Annotated in this window: 9 protein-coding genes; 7 read left to right on the top strand and 2 right to left on the bottom strand. The window is 45.4% G+C overall.

Annotation, left to right across the window (positions count from 1 at the left end):
• The first annotated feature begins 20 nt into the window (after nucleotides 1-20).
• The 7 genes from GO495_RS16770 to GO495_RS16740 all read left to right on the top strand — a co-directional run bounded on the left by GO495_RS16770 (nucleotide 21) and on the right by GO495_RS16740 (nucleotide 10,308).
• Entirely contained in the window at nucleotides 21-1,937 is a 1,917-nt protein-coding gene (locus GO495_RS16770; RefSeq protein ID WP_157300869.1) for a hypothetical protein, read from the top strand.
• Between the two features lie 36 nt (nucleotides 1,938-1,973).
• Nucleotides 1,974-2,999, top strand: a complete 1,026-nt coding sequence (locus GO495_RS16765; RefSeq protein ID WP_157300868.1) for a hypothetical protein — start codon at nucleotides 1,974-1,976, stop codon at nucleotides 2,997-2,999.
• A 12-nt stretch (nucleotides 3,000-3,011) separates the two neighbouring features.
• Nucleotides 3,012-5,072 carry a hypothetical protein gene (locus GO495_RS16760; RefSeq protein ID WP_157300867.1) on the top strand — a complete coding sequence of 687 codons (2,061 nt, stop codon included), beginning with the start codon at nucleotides 3,012-3,014 and terminating at the stop codon, nucleotides 5,070-5,072.
• A 110-nt stretch (nucleotides 5,073-5,182) separates the two neighbouring features.
• Nucleotides 5,183-5,461 carry a hypothetical protein gene (locus GO495_RS16755; protein ID WP_157300866.1) on the top strand — a complete coding sequence of 93 codons (279 nt, stop codon included), beginning with the start codon at nucleotides 5,183-5,185 and terminating at the stop codon, nucleotides 5,459-5,461.
• Nucleotides 5,451-6,188 carry a hypothetical protein gene (locus tag GO495_RS16750; RefSeq protein ID WP_157300865.1) on the top strand — a complete coding sequence of 246 codons (738 nt, stop codon included), beginning with the start codon at nucleotides 5,451-5,453 and terminating at the stop codon, nucleotides 6,186-6,188. The genes GO495_RS16755 and GO495_RS16750 overlap by 11 nt, the downstream gene beginning before the upstream one ends.
• A 13-nt stretch (nucleotides 6,189-6,201) precedes the next feature.
• On the top strand, nucleotides 6,202-7,770 hold the full coding sequence (locus tag GO495_RS16745) for a M15 family metallopeptidase (protein ID WP_157300864.1): 1,569 nt from the start codon (nucleotides 6,202-6,204) through the stop codon (nucleotides 7,768-7,770).
• Nucleotides 7,771-7,857: 87 nt separating this feature from the next.
• The gene (locus tag GO495_RS16740) at nucleotides 7,858-10,308 is read left to right on the top strand and encodes a glycoside hydrolase family protein (RefSeq protein WP_157300863.1); all 2,451 of its coding nucleotides are present in this window, start codon (nucleotides 7,858-7,860) and stop codon (nucleotides 10,306-10,308) included.
• A gap of 74 nt (nucleotides 10,309-10,382) precedes the next feature.
• On the opposite strand, the gene GO495_RS16735 is transcribed toward GO495_RS16740, so the two are convergent.
• Together GO495_RS16735 and GO495_RS16730 are read right to left on the bottom strand one after the other, a co-directional pair.
• Nucleotides 10,383-13,499, bottom strand: coding sequence for a PQQ-dependent sugar dehydrogenase (locus GO495_RS16735; protein ID WP_157300862.1), 3,117 nt, complete (start codon nucleotides 13,497-13,499; stop codon nucleotides 10,383-10,385).
• 248 nt (nucleotides 13,500-13,747) lie between these two features.
• Nucleotides 13,748-16,846, bottom strand: coding sequence for an Ig-like domain-containing protein (locus GO495_RS16730; protein ID WP_157300861.1), 3,099 nt, complete (start codon nucleotides 16,844-16,846; stop codon nucleotides 13,748-13,750).
• Nucleotides 16,847-17,171 lie beyond the last annotated feature (325 nt).

Genomic DNA, 17,171 nt, shown 5'->3' with positions numbered 1-17,171 from the left:
CTCTTTAAACAATTATGTCAATGGCAACGCTCAACTTTTTCCCTTCGACCAATGGCGTTAAAATACGCAGAACTAATGTTACCACCAATGGTGTCAGTGCAGACATTGACGCTAATATTAAAGAGCAGCTGGCGTACCTTGATGTTCTTTTAAGCAAACCTATCTTCACAAAAGATGATGGCGATGCCTGGATGGGACCGGACGGCGTGCCTATTGAAGACTTCATCACCGCACCACTTAAAGCCAGACGCTTCACCAACAAACACAAGGACGAGCTCCAATGGGAAGAAGGCAGTCTGCTGTACAATATTTACAATGCGATCAATTCAAACAGTTTCACCGCCAATAATATCATCACCAGCTCTAACTACAGCCTGGAAGAATATATAGATGCAGAAGATAAACTCTCCCTGCTGAAATATGATTTCAAAGACCGTTTAGGGAATAACTGGAATAACCTCGACCTCAATACCCGCACCATACTCAACTACCCGGGCGTAGCGAATTATCTGCTGGCCCTGGGTTATAACTCCGGTTATACAGAGATCAATGGTTTAACGAACTTCATCTTCGGCAACCGGTCCGGTAACCGTAGTGTAATTGCCTACGGACAGGTCAGCGCTGCCCGTGAATATATCCATGCCGAAAAAGTAGACGTGGAATATAATTCAGACACCTCTCCTGTTATCCAGGATATCCTCCTGGGTAATCCATCTTTCTCCTCTTTGTCTTTTAGCACATATGTGCAGAAGATAGTAGGGAATTATGTGTCCAACAGCAAGGAACTGGAACTGCTGAAATTCTCCAAATACTACAATGACATTCCGGTTGCCATGATCCCGAAGCTGATCAAACAGATCAAATCTTCACTGCTGCCGGTCACAAAACAAAACATAGATACCCTATTGCCCATCTTTCTCAATGAGATAGAAAATACTCCTGGATGGCAGGACGATGCGACAGATACGGATACTACAGATGATAACACGGCTGATTACAGCGTTACCTTCCTGGATGATGATGCCGCCGTTGTACAGGTGCTTACCAGCAATATCCGCTGCGCTGCTCAGATGTTCTATTCCATGACGCTGGGCGAAGAACTGGACATCTTCAACGTAGTGAATTACTTCACCCATAAATACATGGTCCGTGGTAACATACAGATAGCCGATACCCAGCTCAGGGAAGATCTGCAATTGTACGTTTTCTCCAACAAATTCACCCATCCTAAAACAGGTAAGGTCATAGACCGTACCCGTCCTGCAGAACGCCAGATGTTCTACAAACAGGTATTCAGCTATGGTAATGCACCTGTTACAGAAGATGTGGTAGTGAACAAAGAATTCCCTAAATACTGGCGTACGCTCATCATGGAAGTGGCGAAGTACATACAGCGGGCACAGGATAGTCCTAACCCGGACAGCTACGTATCCCGTCAGACAGTGATGCAGGCAGTGGAAGATTTACAGTATAATCTCTCTACACATTGCTCCGGTATGGCGAATGTAATTTCACCGATCATCTATGACGAGTTATACTTCGTGATCAAACGTATCCTTAATCATCCTGAAATAGTGAAACAACTGGTACCTGCCGGTGGTAACTGGTGGAAAGTAGTGGAACTGCTGTTTGAAGGAATGAAACATCAGCGTCCGAAAACGACCATCCTTTACAACAAAGCGAAACTGGGTTATGAAATCCTTAACTCAGTGGCCGATTACAATCCTGCTACTTTCGAAGATGATAAACTGTTCTCCAACTTTATCAGCAACGTGGATGCTTTCATTATCAGCCAGGCGCAACTGCAGGCCAAAGCTGACGATGATGATTCTCAGGAAGAACCTGAACATCACAGAAGGAACCGCGATAAAGATGAAGACAGCGCTTCAGAAAAACCATCTGCTCCGGCTGCGGGAAAAGATGAATGGGATTTTTAAGGAACAATTTGTTTGATTAATACTAAATGACAAACTATGGATATCATACCATCTAAAGCACAGATCAGAGAACTGGCCAGAGCGCAGGCCAGAGAGGTATTGGGAAGCAGTGATGTATTTAAGAATATGGGACTGGAAGATCAGAAAAGTATTTATCTATCCCTGATAGATGATTATGCTTCCAAACAATATAAGAAACATGGTATCGCGGAAAGTATGGAAACGGATAGTGGTAAACAAATGGGATATAAAGGGTATGATCCGGGACTTTCAGGAGATACCAAGGCTTTTACAGAACTGGTAGATGCAGTAGACTTTCCAAAGTTTGTGGCCGACCTGTTAAAAGCTGTGTTCGATGCTAACCTCAAGGTAATGAAGACACAGACCGACAGCTACATCAAACTGATGAAAGAAGCCACTAAATCTACCGCAGACTTCATCAAAAAAGTAAAGGATGATGATACGTTTGCCCGCCTGGCAGAATCCCGTAGCGAACAGTATAATGTAACTACAGAGAAACAATCGGACGGCAGCAGCAAATTAGCGTTAACAAATCCCGAAGGAGAAAAACACGACCTGGAAGATGCAGAGGTGAAGAAACATATTCTCGAAGCCAAGATCAACATGGCCAAAGAACACCGCGCTGCATTAAGGGAAGTACTGCTGATGGGTGTTACCCGCCTGGTAGTAGAAAAAGGTGAAATCGATGCTTCCGTTGAATTCACCATTAAGGCCAGTCGTGCCAGTACCGCACACCACGACGACCAGAACATCAATACCGTGAATGTACATGCAGAAGCAGATGGCGGTATACTAGGCTCTATCTTCGGTGGTCCTTCCGTTAGCACTGATATTACCAATACCAATATACAGGTAAATACTTCTGATAAAAAAGCCACAGATGATATGACAGCCTCCTTAAAAGGGCATGTTAACATCAAGTTCAAAACAGACTATTTTAAACTGGACAATTTTGCCAATATGTATGCAGATGGTGGTACAGCAGCATTGAAACCTGCTCCCGGCCAGCAGGCTATTGGCGCACCGGCGGCAGCCCATTAATAACTATTTGCCATGGCCTTAGCTATTTTACAATGGGAATCGGCCGACAGTCATGACTTCCGGTTTAAGATCGATATCGGTACCAATACATTCTACCGGTTCAAGATTGGCAAATCAGTCATTGACAGGGCAGGTATAAAATGGGTGGATGAGATCTCCAAAGAAACACCGTTCCGTCAGAAAACAAAGCTGACTTTTTTAGGAGATAGTGAAGAAGAAGTACGGCTGCCTAAGAATTACTTTGATAGTGAGAACTGTTATGTGCAGTTACTGAGTGCGAAAGATGCACAGGGTACTTCTCCGGCAGTTTCCAAAGTGATCAGAATTCCGATGGGATTGCAGCGCATTAATACAGGCAGACTTAATCCATTAACAAGAGCAAGTAGCATCACTATGAGTTATACAGATTTCAACCCGGTCAGAAATATCTCCCATGATGTGCAGTATCTCGCACATCAGTCTTCTATAGAAGATATACTGGGCAGTTTGGTGAAGGCTGTATTACCAACAGCTATCGGGATGCTCAATCCTGCTGCGGGGAATTCTTCCGGTGGAGCTGGTGCTGGTGCTGCCGCTTCCGCTTCCGGTGGAGCTGCACATGGTGATACCTCTTCCCTGCTCACCAGTTTACTGGGTGCGCTGATCAAAGCCGTAGCACCTAATATCCCCGGTCTGAGCGGACAGCAATCCATCCAGGAAGAACATAACCGCTTTCAAAAGCCACAGGCTATTAACAACCAGTTCTCAAGACCATTTGTATTTGGAATAGATGATGCCCTGCTGGCTACATTGGCCGGCCCTATCATCAAACAGGGCATGGAATTACTGCCGCAACTCATCAATGCCGCCAATCAGCATAAGTTACAGACCTTACAGGCCAATAACCAGTTGATGACCACCTTGGCAGGGGATGTACAACGCAGGCTCATGCTACAGCAGTTAATGCAGAATCAGCCCGCCAGCGCTGCTCCTGCTATAGACCCGGCGGTACTGGCCCAACTGATTGCACAGTTACAGGCCGCTCCGCCGGCTGCTCCGGCGCCTCCTGTGGCTACAGCTCATTCTCTTTCTGTAAATCAAAATGCCTATACGCTCAGCAATGGGTTGATACTCACTTTTGAATCACTGAAACTATCCTCCAGCAACGGGAAAGATGTACTGCTGTTGCAACTGACCGACAGGATGTTGTTTAAAATAAAACTGAATGTAAGTCAGGCCCCTAAAAAACCACTGCCCAAAGCGATCTATACATTCTACTTTAAAGATCCTGCTACCAAACAATTACTCTTTGAAAAGACTTTCAAGAAGAAAGATATACAGGCAAACACTATTATAGAATTTGAATTTATGAAGAGCGAGTTATCCAACATGCCCCTTCATAAAAATATAGAAGTCTTTGCAGAAATGCGCTGGCGTACGGCCAGTGAAAAAGAATACAAAGCTATTGGTAATACCCCGGTGGTATTTGTACAGAACTATTTTGTACAAAGCCAGGGAGAAGCAGTATCCGGAGAGAAAGAACTCTCTGATATGAAAGTTTACCGTTCTTTCTGGAATAAGATATGGCAATCCCCGTCTCTGGGCAAATCCAGATCTTTATGGGAGCTGAAAGTAGATGCCCGTTATACGGTCTCTTTATCTGCCGACCATACTGCTAACGGTGTTACCGGTACGAAGTTATCGATGGACGAAAAAGATCCTGACAGCATAAAAGACATTACTTCAGGCAGATTAAAAGCAGGCATAGAGCTCAGCATCACAGAGCTTAACAAACTGCTGGACGGCTGGGATGGTTCTGCGCCACTGGACGATGAAAAGCTCAGTGCTATCCGCAATGCAGACTTTGCCGCTTCCAATACCGCAGAAACAATTTACAATATTGAATTAAAGGGAAGGTCCTACGAACAGGGAATGATATGGGTAGTACCGGTATTCAGATTATTCGAGATCACGCTCGGTAAGGTAGAATCCCTTACTCCCGAAGGATATGTAAACCAGGTAAGCAGTACCAAAGTTAAATTCCCATTACCGGTGAGTGTAAGAATTCTCGGTATTAAATCCAATAAACAATAAATTATGGAAAAGGATACAGATACTACAGAAACCGAATACACCTTCGATGGATATGATATTGAGGTGAATGTAAAAGTGGTATTAAACCCCATTACTAAACCCGGCAAGCCATGATAGACGAAGCTTTCCTGCCCTTCGGAGACCTGGTAGACAAAATACTGGATATCCCCGGGGCTACGATCACGGATGATGTAAACGGTATTCATTCCTACATATACGAAATAGAAATCGGCACTCCCGTGGAATTAGATATCAGCGTGGATGAAAACGGGAAAGTAAGGATAGGCAGTGTTCCTCCTCTCTACAGAGTGAACAGCAGCTTCCGTCCTTCTTATCACAGCATTACAATAAAAGCTGAAAAATACACCCCTCCGGAACATGGCGAATGATAACATTTCATGGAACCTGGAAGACTTTGTAGACTCGCTGGTAGTAGAGCTGGATAAGACCCGCGAAACACTGGCTATCAAAGCCATCAACAAACCGCTCACCTACACGGTGAAGGACCTTGCTATTGACCTCAACATCTTCCCTACTTTCGATGGGGACCAGATCCGTTTTACGACAGCTCAACCCGGTCAGGAAGGTGCATCCAAGGTGAATATACAGTTGGGCTCTATCACTGATCAGCAGGTAAGGGCCACGACTAAAATGAGTGGGTTAAAAAATGATACTAAAATAGAGGAGATCGGAGTAGATCAGAAAACAAGGAATAAATTAAGGAAGATGGGCGTGAATTCTGTTGATGATTTACAGCAGATAGAAAAGAAACATGTAGATATTCAACGCGCCTCAGATAATGAAATAGATTATAAAACACTGGCAAACGAGATTCAGAAATCAAGAAGAAGTCAGACCCCGCCACGGGTAAATACAGTGAGCCTTTCTGTAGATGAACAGGACCGTCCTTTCCTGCATGTACGGGGAGAGAACCTCACATTAAATCCTAAGTATCCACCGGTGACCGTGATTAATCACAACCTGGCAGAAGTACTGGAATTTAATGCGAATGAGTTGAAGATCCTTTTATCGAAAGATCATATTACACAGGCAGAATCAGAGCTGATTATGACTTTCGATCCTTACACGCTTGTAAAAATGAATATCAGACTTTAAATGTTACTGGCATATGAAGAAGAAACATACCCCTTACACTTCTTACGATGATATGCTGTGCGAGTATTATGGTCATCATAAACCGCGCAGGAAGAAACATAAAGGCATGACTGAGAGTTTTGATAATGGCGAAATAATTCCCGGTAAAGATTCCGAACCTTTCCAGGAGTATGTGGTAGCTGCTTCTGTGGATGAAGACGGAGATGTTTTTGAGGAATATGTGGTGCAGTCTTCTCTTATCAATGACAGCAGTGAAGAGTATGTAGTATATGAAGCATCGTATGATGATACCGTATCTTATTTATCTGAATCTTACTCACCCGTAAGTCAGAACCAGGACCTGCATACGGATGTATTAGCGCCTTTTTCCAATAGTAAGGCAGTACCGGATGTATATAATCCGACTTACACACCATCTGATACAGGAGCGGATAAATCATCTTATATTCCTTCTGCGCCGAACGTCCCGGATACTGATACACATGAACCGGCAGCGCTTATGGATGATCTTAAAAAGATGAGAGGATCAGAAGCACCACCCACCGGCAGTGGTTCTTTATCTTCCAAAGAAGAAGATATCGTGAATGATTTACAGGCTATACTTTCCGGTAAAAAAGTCTATGATCCGACAGCTAAAAAGACAGTGAACAGGGATGATTTAGGTAAACAGCAATCTGCCTCTTCTCCTGAACCTGCGCCCGCCAACAATGAACCTGCAAAAAACGAACATGCTATATTCGACCGCATTGCGCAGAATATGAAGTTTGCCAATGCGTATAATTTAGGTACGATACAGGTAGATACAGAAGAACTGAACAACAGGTTTAATCAGTTTGAGGAACCGGCAGCACCCAAAAAGGCAGCAGCGCCTAAAGCTGCTACGCCAGTAAATAAAGTATCTCCGGTAAGCAAAGAAGAAGCCTTCGACCCTTCCGAGTTCTTAAATGACCTGGAAGATATGCACAAACAGCAAAGGTCAAATACCGTGGCAACTGTAACACCGGATAATGCAGAGCAGATGTCGGAAGACTTCCCGCCACGCCCCACCAACCTGCGGCCTGTTACCCCCCAGGAAAGGGCCACTGAATTCGGGACGTTCACTTTTGTAGCTGATCCTTCCACCTTTGATGGCGATGGTATAAGAGTTACAAATAACTGGTACCATGATAATATCACCGCTGTGAGCATTCCCCAGTTAAATGGAAAACGCTTCGGCAGTCAGGTCATCCAGAACGGTACTATCAACTTCCATAAAGCCGGTGCAGACAGACTTAAACGCTTATGGGCAGCCTGGGAAGCTGCGGGCTTATTAGACAGGATACAGACTTTCGAAGGCGGCTATGCGGCACGTTATATACGTGGCACACAGCAACGCTCTCCAAGACCGCTCAGTAACCACGCCTGGGGCACTGCCTTTGACATCAATGCACCCTGGAATGGCTTTGGTAAGGAACCGGCCCAGATGGGACAGGCGGGCTGCGTAAGAGAGCTTGTAGCAATCGCCAATCAGCAGGGCTTTTTCTGGGGAGGACATTTCGGTAAAAAAGACGGAATGCACTTTGAATTAGGAAAAGTAGTATAACAGCGCCTCGTAAATCCACCTTTGCAAAGAACACAAAAACAGGATGTACTCATCCGGATTTTTTAAGCACAATCAATCTCTTTCAACATGGAAAATCGTTTCTTCGAAATAAGTAACCAGCTTGGCGCCGGAAAGCGCAGGCAAAACGGTTATGCCCGCTCTTCTTCTATCGTAGAAAGATTTGCTAACTCGTTCGATGCGGTCAGTTACCAGGTGCCCGGTATCGTAGACCCTATCAGGCAGCCTACCGGTATGGTATGCTGGGCTACAGTAGCCACGATGATGATAGGCTGGAAGAACCAGCGTTCCGCCGCTATAGAAACCGTGATGGCAGGCATAGGCGCTATGTACGTCAATAAAGTAAAAAAGAACGAAGGCCTCACCGCCGCAGAAAAGATACCTTTCCTGAAGGCTGCCGGTCTTACTCCGGAATATCCCCAATCACTGACCATAGGCGGATGGGAACATCTGTTGCGTACCTATGGCCCTATCTGGGTAACTACCGCTGAAGGCTCCGATGCCAACTTCGGTATTCACGCCCGCATCATCAGCGCTATCCGCGGAGACGGTACCCCCGAAGGTACCAATCTCACCATCACAGACCCCGCTCAGGGCAATACCTATCCGGAAAAATTCTCCGACTTCCTCGTGAAATTCGAAAGAGAAGTACGCGTAAGCCAGGACTGGGACGGCAGGATACAAATCGTGCACTTCGCGGCAGGCACCACCGCTACCGCCAGTTCACTATCTACCAATAGCCTCAGCATCTCTTCCAACGGTATAGACCTTATCAAAAAACTGGAAGGGTTCCGCGCACAGAAGTACAACGACCAGGCAGGACACTGTACCATCGGTTACGGCACCCTGCTGCATAAAGGCAACTGCAACGGAGACGCCTCCGAACAACCTTATGCAGGCGGTATCTCCGATCAGCAGGCTACAGATCTGCTAATTGCCCGCATCAGCGATTTTCAACGCACCATCAATGATCAAATCACCGTTGCACTCAATCAAAACCAGTTTGATGCACTCGTGAGCTTCGTATACAATATAGGAGCCGATAGTTTCCGTAAATCCACTTTACGCAAAGTCCTCAACCAGGGCAGTTACACAGCTGTACCTGCAGAAATGAGGAAATGGGTAAAAGTACGGAAAAACGGAGCCCTCGTGGATTCCCAGGGACTCATCAACAGAAGAAATGCAGAGATAGAGCTGTACAATAACACCGCTACTTCTCAATCCTTCTCCTTCGACGACAGGATAAGATTCTCCGCAGACTTCTCCGTACAGGAAGACTTCATTCAGCAATATTCCCAGAACGCAATAGACAGCATGCGGCAAACACGTGTGCCTGCATCCGTAACACTGGCCCAGGCAGCCCTGGAATCAGGCTGGGGTAAAAGCGCTCCGAAGTTTAACTTTTTTGGTATCAAGGCAGGTAGCGCCTGGACAGGGGAAAAGCAACTGTTAACCACCACTGAGATCCACAGTGACAACGACAGAAGCAGACACCCCTATCCTGAAATAATATCTATCGAACAATTCACCGATAACAGCGGGAACACCAAATACCGGTGGAGAGTTAAAGATAATTTCAGGGCCTATGCCAATGCTGTAGAGAGCTTTAATGATCATGGCAACTTCCTCGTAAACAACGGACGTTATCGCGAAGCATTTAATCATACAGACGATGCCAAACAATTCGTAAAAGAAATTGCCAAAGCTGGTTATGCTACAGATCCGAATTACGCTACCAGCCTTATCCAGATCATAGAGCATAACAACCTCACCCGCTTTGATACCACTCCGGCTGTTTCCGGGGCTAATAGCAGCACTGTACAGGAGTTTGCCGGAGATATACTCTCTAACCCCGGCAGGGTATCCATACCGGCTAATATCAAACAGCAACTGGAATATATCAAAGCTAATGGCAACTATACGCTGAACGGCACCACCTTCACACCTTCCCAGAGCCTGTTGCAAAGTATTGCGCAAATGCTTTACTTCTCACTGGACCATAACAAAACCGCTCCTACGGCATTTGGTATCTTAAGTTATGTACGCCCTGCATCCTCTCATCATTCCAATGGTACTGCTGTAGACCTCACACATATTGATGGTATCAGGATAGATGTACGCAACCAGCAGCAATGCCTGGATGCCGTTATTGCGGCCATTAACAACCTGGCTCCCGGCAGTTATGCCCTGGGCTTACCAAGACCTCCATACGCTGATGGCGCGGGCGCAGACCACGACTTCAGTACTTACAACAAACATATCACCGTATACGCTAATACACAGCCACCTGTTTTGCTACCGGAATTCCAGAACCTGCCTACAAGCGGTAACTTCTTCCTGCCTAACCGCTGGAACGAACACTCCCCTACCGGCAGCACGGCTACAGACCTGAATCATATTACAAACGAAACATCCCGTGCGGCATTACGTACGGCCATTAATAACGCTTCAGGAAGAGGTGCTGTTATCAAATACTTATTTGCGGATGCGCTGGACCATCTGCATATACAGGCGCTATAAACCACAACGTATAAGAAAAAAGGAGTCTATCTGCATGCAGATAGACTCCTTTTTTTAAACTAAAGCATTAAGTATTACAACTTCACAAACTTCTTTCTCACTATCTTATTACCATCTTTGAACTCAACGATATAAGTACCGGCAGATAATCTGCCTACATTCAAAATACCATTTGTTGATTCCATCTTCGTTACCTGTGAAGTAGACAGGTTAATGATATTGAAGATGTGCGTATTTTTAATACCGCCAATCGTCAGCGTACTATAAACAGGATTAGGATACAGTTTAAATCCATCTGCTTTTGTTTCAGGAACATAAGCCAGGCTGGATGCACTGCTTAATGTACCATATACTTCCAGCTCATTGATAGAATAACCGTACTGTGTATTCCTTACTGTACCATAGATACGTACATATCTGCCGGTAGCCGTTAATCCGGTATAATCATTCAGCACTGTAGCATTACCAGTGATCGTCTTTACCGGTGACCAGTTAATGGAATCATTGGATACCTGTACTTCAAAATTCTTACCGTAGGCATTCTCCCAATAGATCTTTATTTCATTGATGCTGTAAACAGCGCCAAGATCTACAAAGATATACTGAGGATCAGCGAACGCACTTGACCAACGGGAAGTCTGACTGCCATCAACAGCATTGCTACCACCCATTCCACCATTTTCAACGGAAGAAACATACGCTGGTTTGTTCAGCGCCAGGTTAGTACCACCGCCACCTGGTACAGTGGTGTCTCCACTACCATTACTAAAGGTGACATAGTTGATATTAAAATCAGTAGCATCCAGTGCGATGCGTAATACTTTCACTCCTGCCGTTAAAGCCGGAGTAGTTACAGAAACCGTCTGCCATGCCTGGAACCCGTTTGTTGTCGGAACAGGGATATCTCCGGAAATATTCACGCCATCCATTTCCGCATGGAATGTCTTGGCAGCACCAGGATTCGCTACTCTTGCTGATAATGTATATACGCCCGGTGTAGTCACATTCACGGTATACTCCAGCCACTCTCCGGCTGCTACATAACCGATATTATATCCACCTTCTGAACAGTTCTCCAGATCTACATCTTCTGTAGTACGGTATTGATTACCAGCATTACCTGTAGAAGCATCATGGTAAGCGATACCTTCTCCTCCTAAATCAAAATTCTCTATTTCTATTTTACCAGGAATAGTAGCCGGTACGCCCAGATAAGGATTCTGTAATGCTGCACTTACTTTATAAGTAGCTTTATAGGTTGTATTCACAGCAGGTACACGAAGCGATTGCAATGCATCCCCACCATGTGCCCATGATACAAAAGCATAAGAAGAATCACCTAATACCTGTGGACTAACAGCCTGTAATACAAACGCAGAATTTACTACGTACGTCTTACTGAATGGGGTGGTTTCCTGTGTGCCAAGGATCAGTTTAAGACCAGCCGGAGTAGCATCTGCTGTAAGGACTACTTTATTAGGCTGGATATCTACAGAATCTGTTCCTGTACGGCCCTGGGAATCTGTAGCTGTTAATATGATACGGAACCAGATATTAGGAGAAGATTCACCACCATTATCAGCGATAAACGTACCTGATGTAATACCTGTTGGAATAACCGGACCAGGATGCCAGTGTTCACTGGTAGGATTATCTTTATGGAAGAAACGCACTTCCCAATGATAAGCAGATGCTGGTAAAGTACCATCTTCCAGGTCTGTTGCACTACCAGAGAAACGCACTGTATCCAGTACGTTCCAGGTAAGTGTACCCACCGGAGTAATGATATGAGGCACTGGTCTTGCATTAAACGGTGTCACCTTCAGCGTAGCTGCGGCACTGGTGATCTTACCGATACCATTGGTAACAATGACACGGTAGCTACCGGAATCTGCGGCAGATGTTTGTGCGATGGTATACGTGCTGGCAGTAGCACCGGTTATATTCACCGTGTCCTTCTGCCACTGGTAAGTAAACGGAGTGGCTCCGGAGGCAGTAACAGAGAAGGTTACAGGGTCCTTCGCTACTACGGTCTGACTTACAGGCTGATTAACAATAGCAGGCGCCTGGTTGTTATCATATTCTATTCTCCACACACTACCGGTACTATTATACTTAATATAATAGATGTTACCGTCTATGCCTACACTGGTACCTAAAATAGAACCAAAACCAGTAGCAGACAATTCCTGGTAACCACCTGTACCCGGATTCGTTGCATCTACACTTCTGTACCAGGCAGAACACCAGTCAGAGAAATAAAATCTGTTCAGGTACTGTGCAGGATAATTAGTAGCAGCAGGATTAAAGAATACACCTGAAGTAATGGCACAACCCCAATTAGTGTGCGGATATGCAAACACCGGTAAAATAGTACCTGCTGCCTGCTCAGGACCTGACTGACCATTCTGGTCCCATCCATAGTTATAATTCTTTGATGCATCAGGTGCAGTTACATCATCAATTTCCTCATAATTCCCACCCACATTCACTACAAATATTTTTCCTGATGCAGGGTCCAGGCTCATCTTCCATGGATTTCTCATCCCTATTGCCCAGATGCTTCTCTTCTGACGGGTAGCACCTGCCACATTATAATAAGGATTACCGGGTGCTGGCTGACCATCTTCTGTTAAACGCAGGATCTTACCACGGTAAGTATCCAGTTTAACGGCTTCTGCAGAGGAGTTACTTTCCCCGATAGCCACGTACAGTAAACCGTCTTTAAACAGGATAGCACCACCATTGTGGAATCCGTTAATGATGGGATCAAACTGCATGATCCTGGTGCTGGAAGTCACAGTGTTAGCTGTGCTTATCACGATCATGTCCAGGTAATGCACTGTCATTGAATCGTTGGTGTAGAAAATGTAACATTTTCCGTTAGTCGCAAACTGCGGATGCAAGGCGATACCTAACAATCCCTGTTCAGATGCGGTAGTCGTTGATACTGTATGCACAGTACTCACTACGCCATTCTGTAAAACTTTTACATTCCCGGAACGTTCTGCAATAAAGATCCTGCCATCGGGGGCATGCACCATAGCGGTCGCTTCATTGATCACGTCACCGGTTAATTTTTTCTGAATGAATCCTGCTGGCAACTGGCTATAAGCCGGGGCTGCAGCGAGGAACAGGCAGATGCTGACGGCACACAAAAGTTGGTAAACTTTGAGTAGGTTTTTCTTCATGATAGAAATTGTTGTGAATTGTTAATATAGGTGTTGGTTAAAGCAAATGGTTATTTAAGTCGGGTTTCCTGGGTCCTCTAAATATGGCATTCTATCCAAAGATAATTGAATTTTTATATTTTCTTTATATGTATATATGAACGGTATCCCATAATGTAAATCTCAGTTGATGATCAAACAGATAACATATCTGAAAGAAAAAAGTCACCCCGGATTGGGGTGACCTTGTTTATGAAGATGTTTGACTCCTATTGTTTAATAAACTTCAATAGTAACGTTTCATTTTTCGTATTTACTATCTGCAGAAGATACATCCCCTTTGGGACCAGACTTATATCCACCGGATAAGCACCGGATGAATACACCATCTTATCAGCCCATACCCTTCCACTCAGATCTACCAGTTTAACCTGCTTCAGTGTTTCACTGGATGACAACTGCACTTTACTGCCAGTTACCGGGTTCGGATATAAACTGGCGACCCATTTACCTGTTTTACTTCCTGCAACCGCTAACGCACTGGCACGCAATGAACCATAGGCTTCCAGTTCAAAGATAGAATAACCATATGGGGTAACTCTCGCAGTACCATAAATACGCAGGTAACGGCCATGACCGGAAAGCCCTGTATTATCATTCACCAATGCAGTGTTGCCTGTAATGCTTTTGAGGGTAGTCCAGGTGCTCTGATCTGCAGATACCTGTACCTGGTAATCTGCTGCCGCAGCCGTTTCCCAGGTGATCTTCACTTCATTGATATTATAATCTGCACCAAGATCAACACTGATCCATTGCGGATCGGCGAAAGCACTGGACCAGCGGGTATTGATATCGCCGTCAACAGCATTCGCCGCAACAGTACCAACATTTTCTGTGGTAGATACGGTCGTTGTTTTATTCAATGCCAGGTTTGGACCTGTACCGGTGGTAACACCTGTAGTATAATATACATTATCGATGTAGAAATCAGCGGCAGCAGCAGGTGCATCACCGGAGAAAGTAAATGCCTGTGTAATAGCACTCAGGTCTATTCCTGTAAATGTATTTACCGGGAAAGTGACTTCATGCCATGCACCATCTCTCACTAATCCTGATTTCTGTTCACCTGCTGCATAAGAGAAATCTACCTGGCCGTTAGAAGCAATGATGCTGAACTTAAATGAACCCTGGTAAGTTGTCTTAAACCAGAATTTCAGATAACCGCTGCTGAAATGCGTAAGATCGCGTACATCGTTTGCCACACCAAGACCAAACCAGTTACCGGCAGCTGCTGTAAACGCCATTACTTCCGTACCCTCATAAGGAACCGCATTTGCGATGCTGGTGAGGTTATTCCATACGTACAGGTTCGCATCCTGCCCGTAGGTGAGTTTAGTCGTAATAGCAGCATTGTTACTATAGATACCATAGAGATCAGACAATATTTTATTATCCTGTACAGTAAAAGTAACAGGTGATGATACCGTGCTGAGTTTACCATTATCATATGCTTTGGCAGTGATGGTATAAGTACCCATGTCCACGTTACTCCACGTGAAAGTATAGGGCGCTTTCGTCACAGTTCCCAGCAATGCGGAACCATTGTAGAACTCTACTTTATAGATGGAACCATCATCTGTGACATTTGCGCTGATAATCACTTTAGCCGGTTTAAGCAACGTAGTGGCAGCCGTAGGAGAAGTGATACTCACCTGTGGCGCGGTATTACCAGGAGCCGCAATGAAAACGGTCACCGGTTTGGAGGTGGTCGTTTTCTGCTGGTTGTCCGTAGCTTTTGCAATCAGGGTAGCAACACCTTGTACAGATGTTTGCCAGTTATAATTAAACGGAGCCGTGGTGACCGTAGCCAGATAATTATCTCCGTTAAAGAAATCGACCTTGCTGATAGAGCCGTTGCTATCTGTGGCGTTGGTCCTGACAGGAATAGTAGCCGGAGTGGTAAACAGGGTATCCTTCACCGGGTTAGTGACAGCCACTGTCGGCGCAGGATTCGCAGATACACCACCGGTATAGTATACGTTATCCAGATAGAAATCGGCAGCAGCCACAGGTGCATCACCGGCGAACATGAACAACTGGTTGACGGTCATCAGGTCTACTGCGCCGAATTCACTTACCGGAATGGTGACTTCATGCCATTGTCCGTCTCTGATAAGGCCATGTTCATTGCTGCCGGTGAACATCACCCATCCTTCGCCGGATTCCGTAGAGATCCCTACTTTAAAGGTAGTTGTTGACGTTGTTTTCATATTGAACTTGAGGCTGCCGGTAGCGTAGTTGCTCATATTCTTTGCGTCGTTGGCAACGCCTGCTCCGAACCAGTTAGCGGCATTGGCATGGAACGCCCATACGCTGCTACCTTCAAAAGGCACCGGGGACGCAATATCTGTGATATTATTCCAGTAGTATAAATTAGCTCCCTGGCCAAATGCTACCTTATCATTAACGGGTGTGTTATCCGTGAAGATACCGTAATTGCCTTCCGGTGCATTATCGGTTCCCAGCAGCAGTTCATCTCCCTGCGTGATATCCTGGTACAGGCGGATATAATCCACCAGCATATCTCCCGGTAAAGGCGCTGTTACATCTGCGGCGGAATGGATACCGGGATAATTACCCCCGACGGCCAGGTTCAGTAAAATGTAGAACGGCTGCTGAAAGGCATCCAGACCGTTACCTCCATCAATAGCAATTTTGTAATAAGGGCTGTTATCAAGATAAATAGTGATAAATGCCTTGTCCCAGGTAAGCTTGTACAGGTGATAATCATCACTCAGGTTGACCGTCTGGGTAACAGTATCCCTGGCATAGCTCGCATGCCCCGTATATCCGCCCGGATTTTCGGTCCACCAATGCGTTGCGGCACTGGCAGTCTGATTTACTTTTCCGGCCGCTATTGCGCCTGCAAATCCCATTTCCAACATATCTACCTCACCGTTGTGTGGCCATTCGCCACCGGTGCTGCCCAGCATCCAGAAAGCGGGCCATAAGCCATTGCCTACCTGCGGCACTTTTATCCTTGCTTCCAGGGTACCGTAGCGGAAGGACACACGACCGCTGGTTTTGATACGGCCGGATGTAAATGGCTGTCCGCCAACATTTTCACGTCTGGCTTCTATGACCAGGTGACCATTTTCTACTCTTACGTTATTAGTGCTGTTTGTGTAGTATTCCAGCTCGGAGTTACCCCAGCCGCAATTGTTTTTGGCGCAGCCATCGCCGGTTTCATAAGTCCAGTTCAGTGGGTTTAACGTTGTTCCTTCGAAGTTTTCTTCCCAGACCAGTTTTTGCTGGGCATTGGCCAGTACAGGGAACAAAAATAGTGCAATCAATAGAGGTGCTTTCATATGTATGGTTTAAAAAATGGCCAGGTAATTATTGGGCAACAAGGTCCTAGCCCCTTACTGGGAGACAGTTGTTACTTTGAGGGTGTCGCATATTATCTATTTAAAGATACAGGAAATTTTATATTTCGTGGAGACATGGATATCTGATGCTACCTATAAGGTACTATAAGCCCCATATAAGCCCCCTCATAGTCCCCTATAAGCCCACCTTATTTAAGGTGGGCTTATAGGGGGCTTATATTTGTAGTGATAGCAGATCTCAGGCAAATTGTAGCATATGCCACACACTATATGGGCCGACTTAGAAGACGGCTTCTTTCTGTAT

The sequence above is a fragment of the Chitinophaga oryziterrae genome, from assembly GCF_009758125.1.
GTDB classification, from domain to species: domain Bacteria; phylum Bacteroidota; class Bacteroidia; order Chitinophagales; family Chitinophagaceae; genus Chitinophaga; species Chitinophaga oryziterrae.
This window is presented reverse-complemented; position numbering and strand designations above follow the sequence as displayed.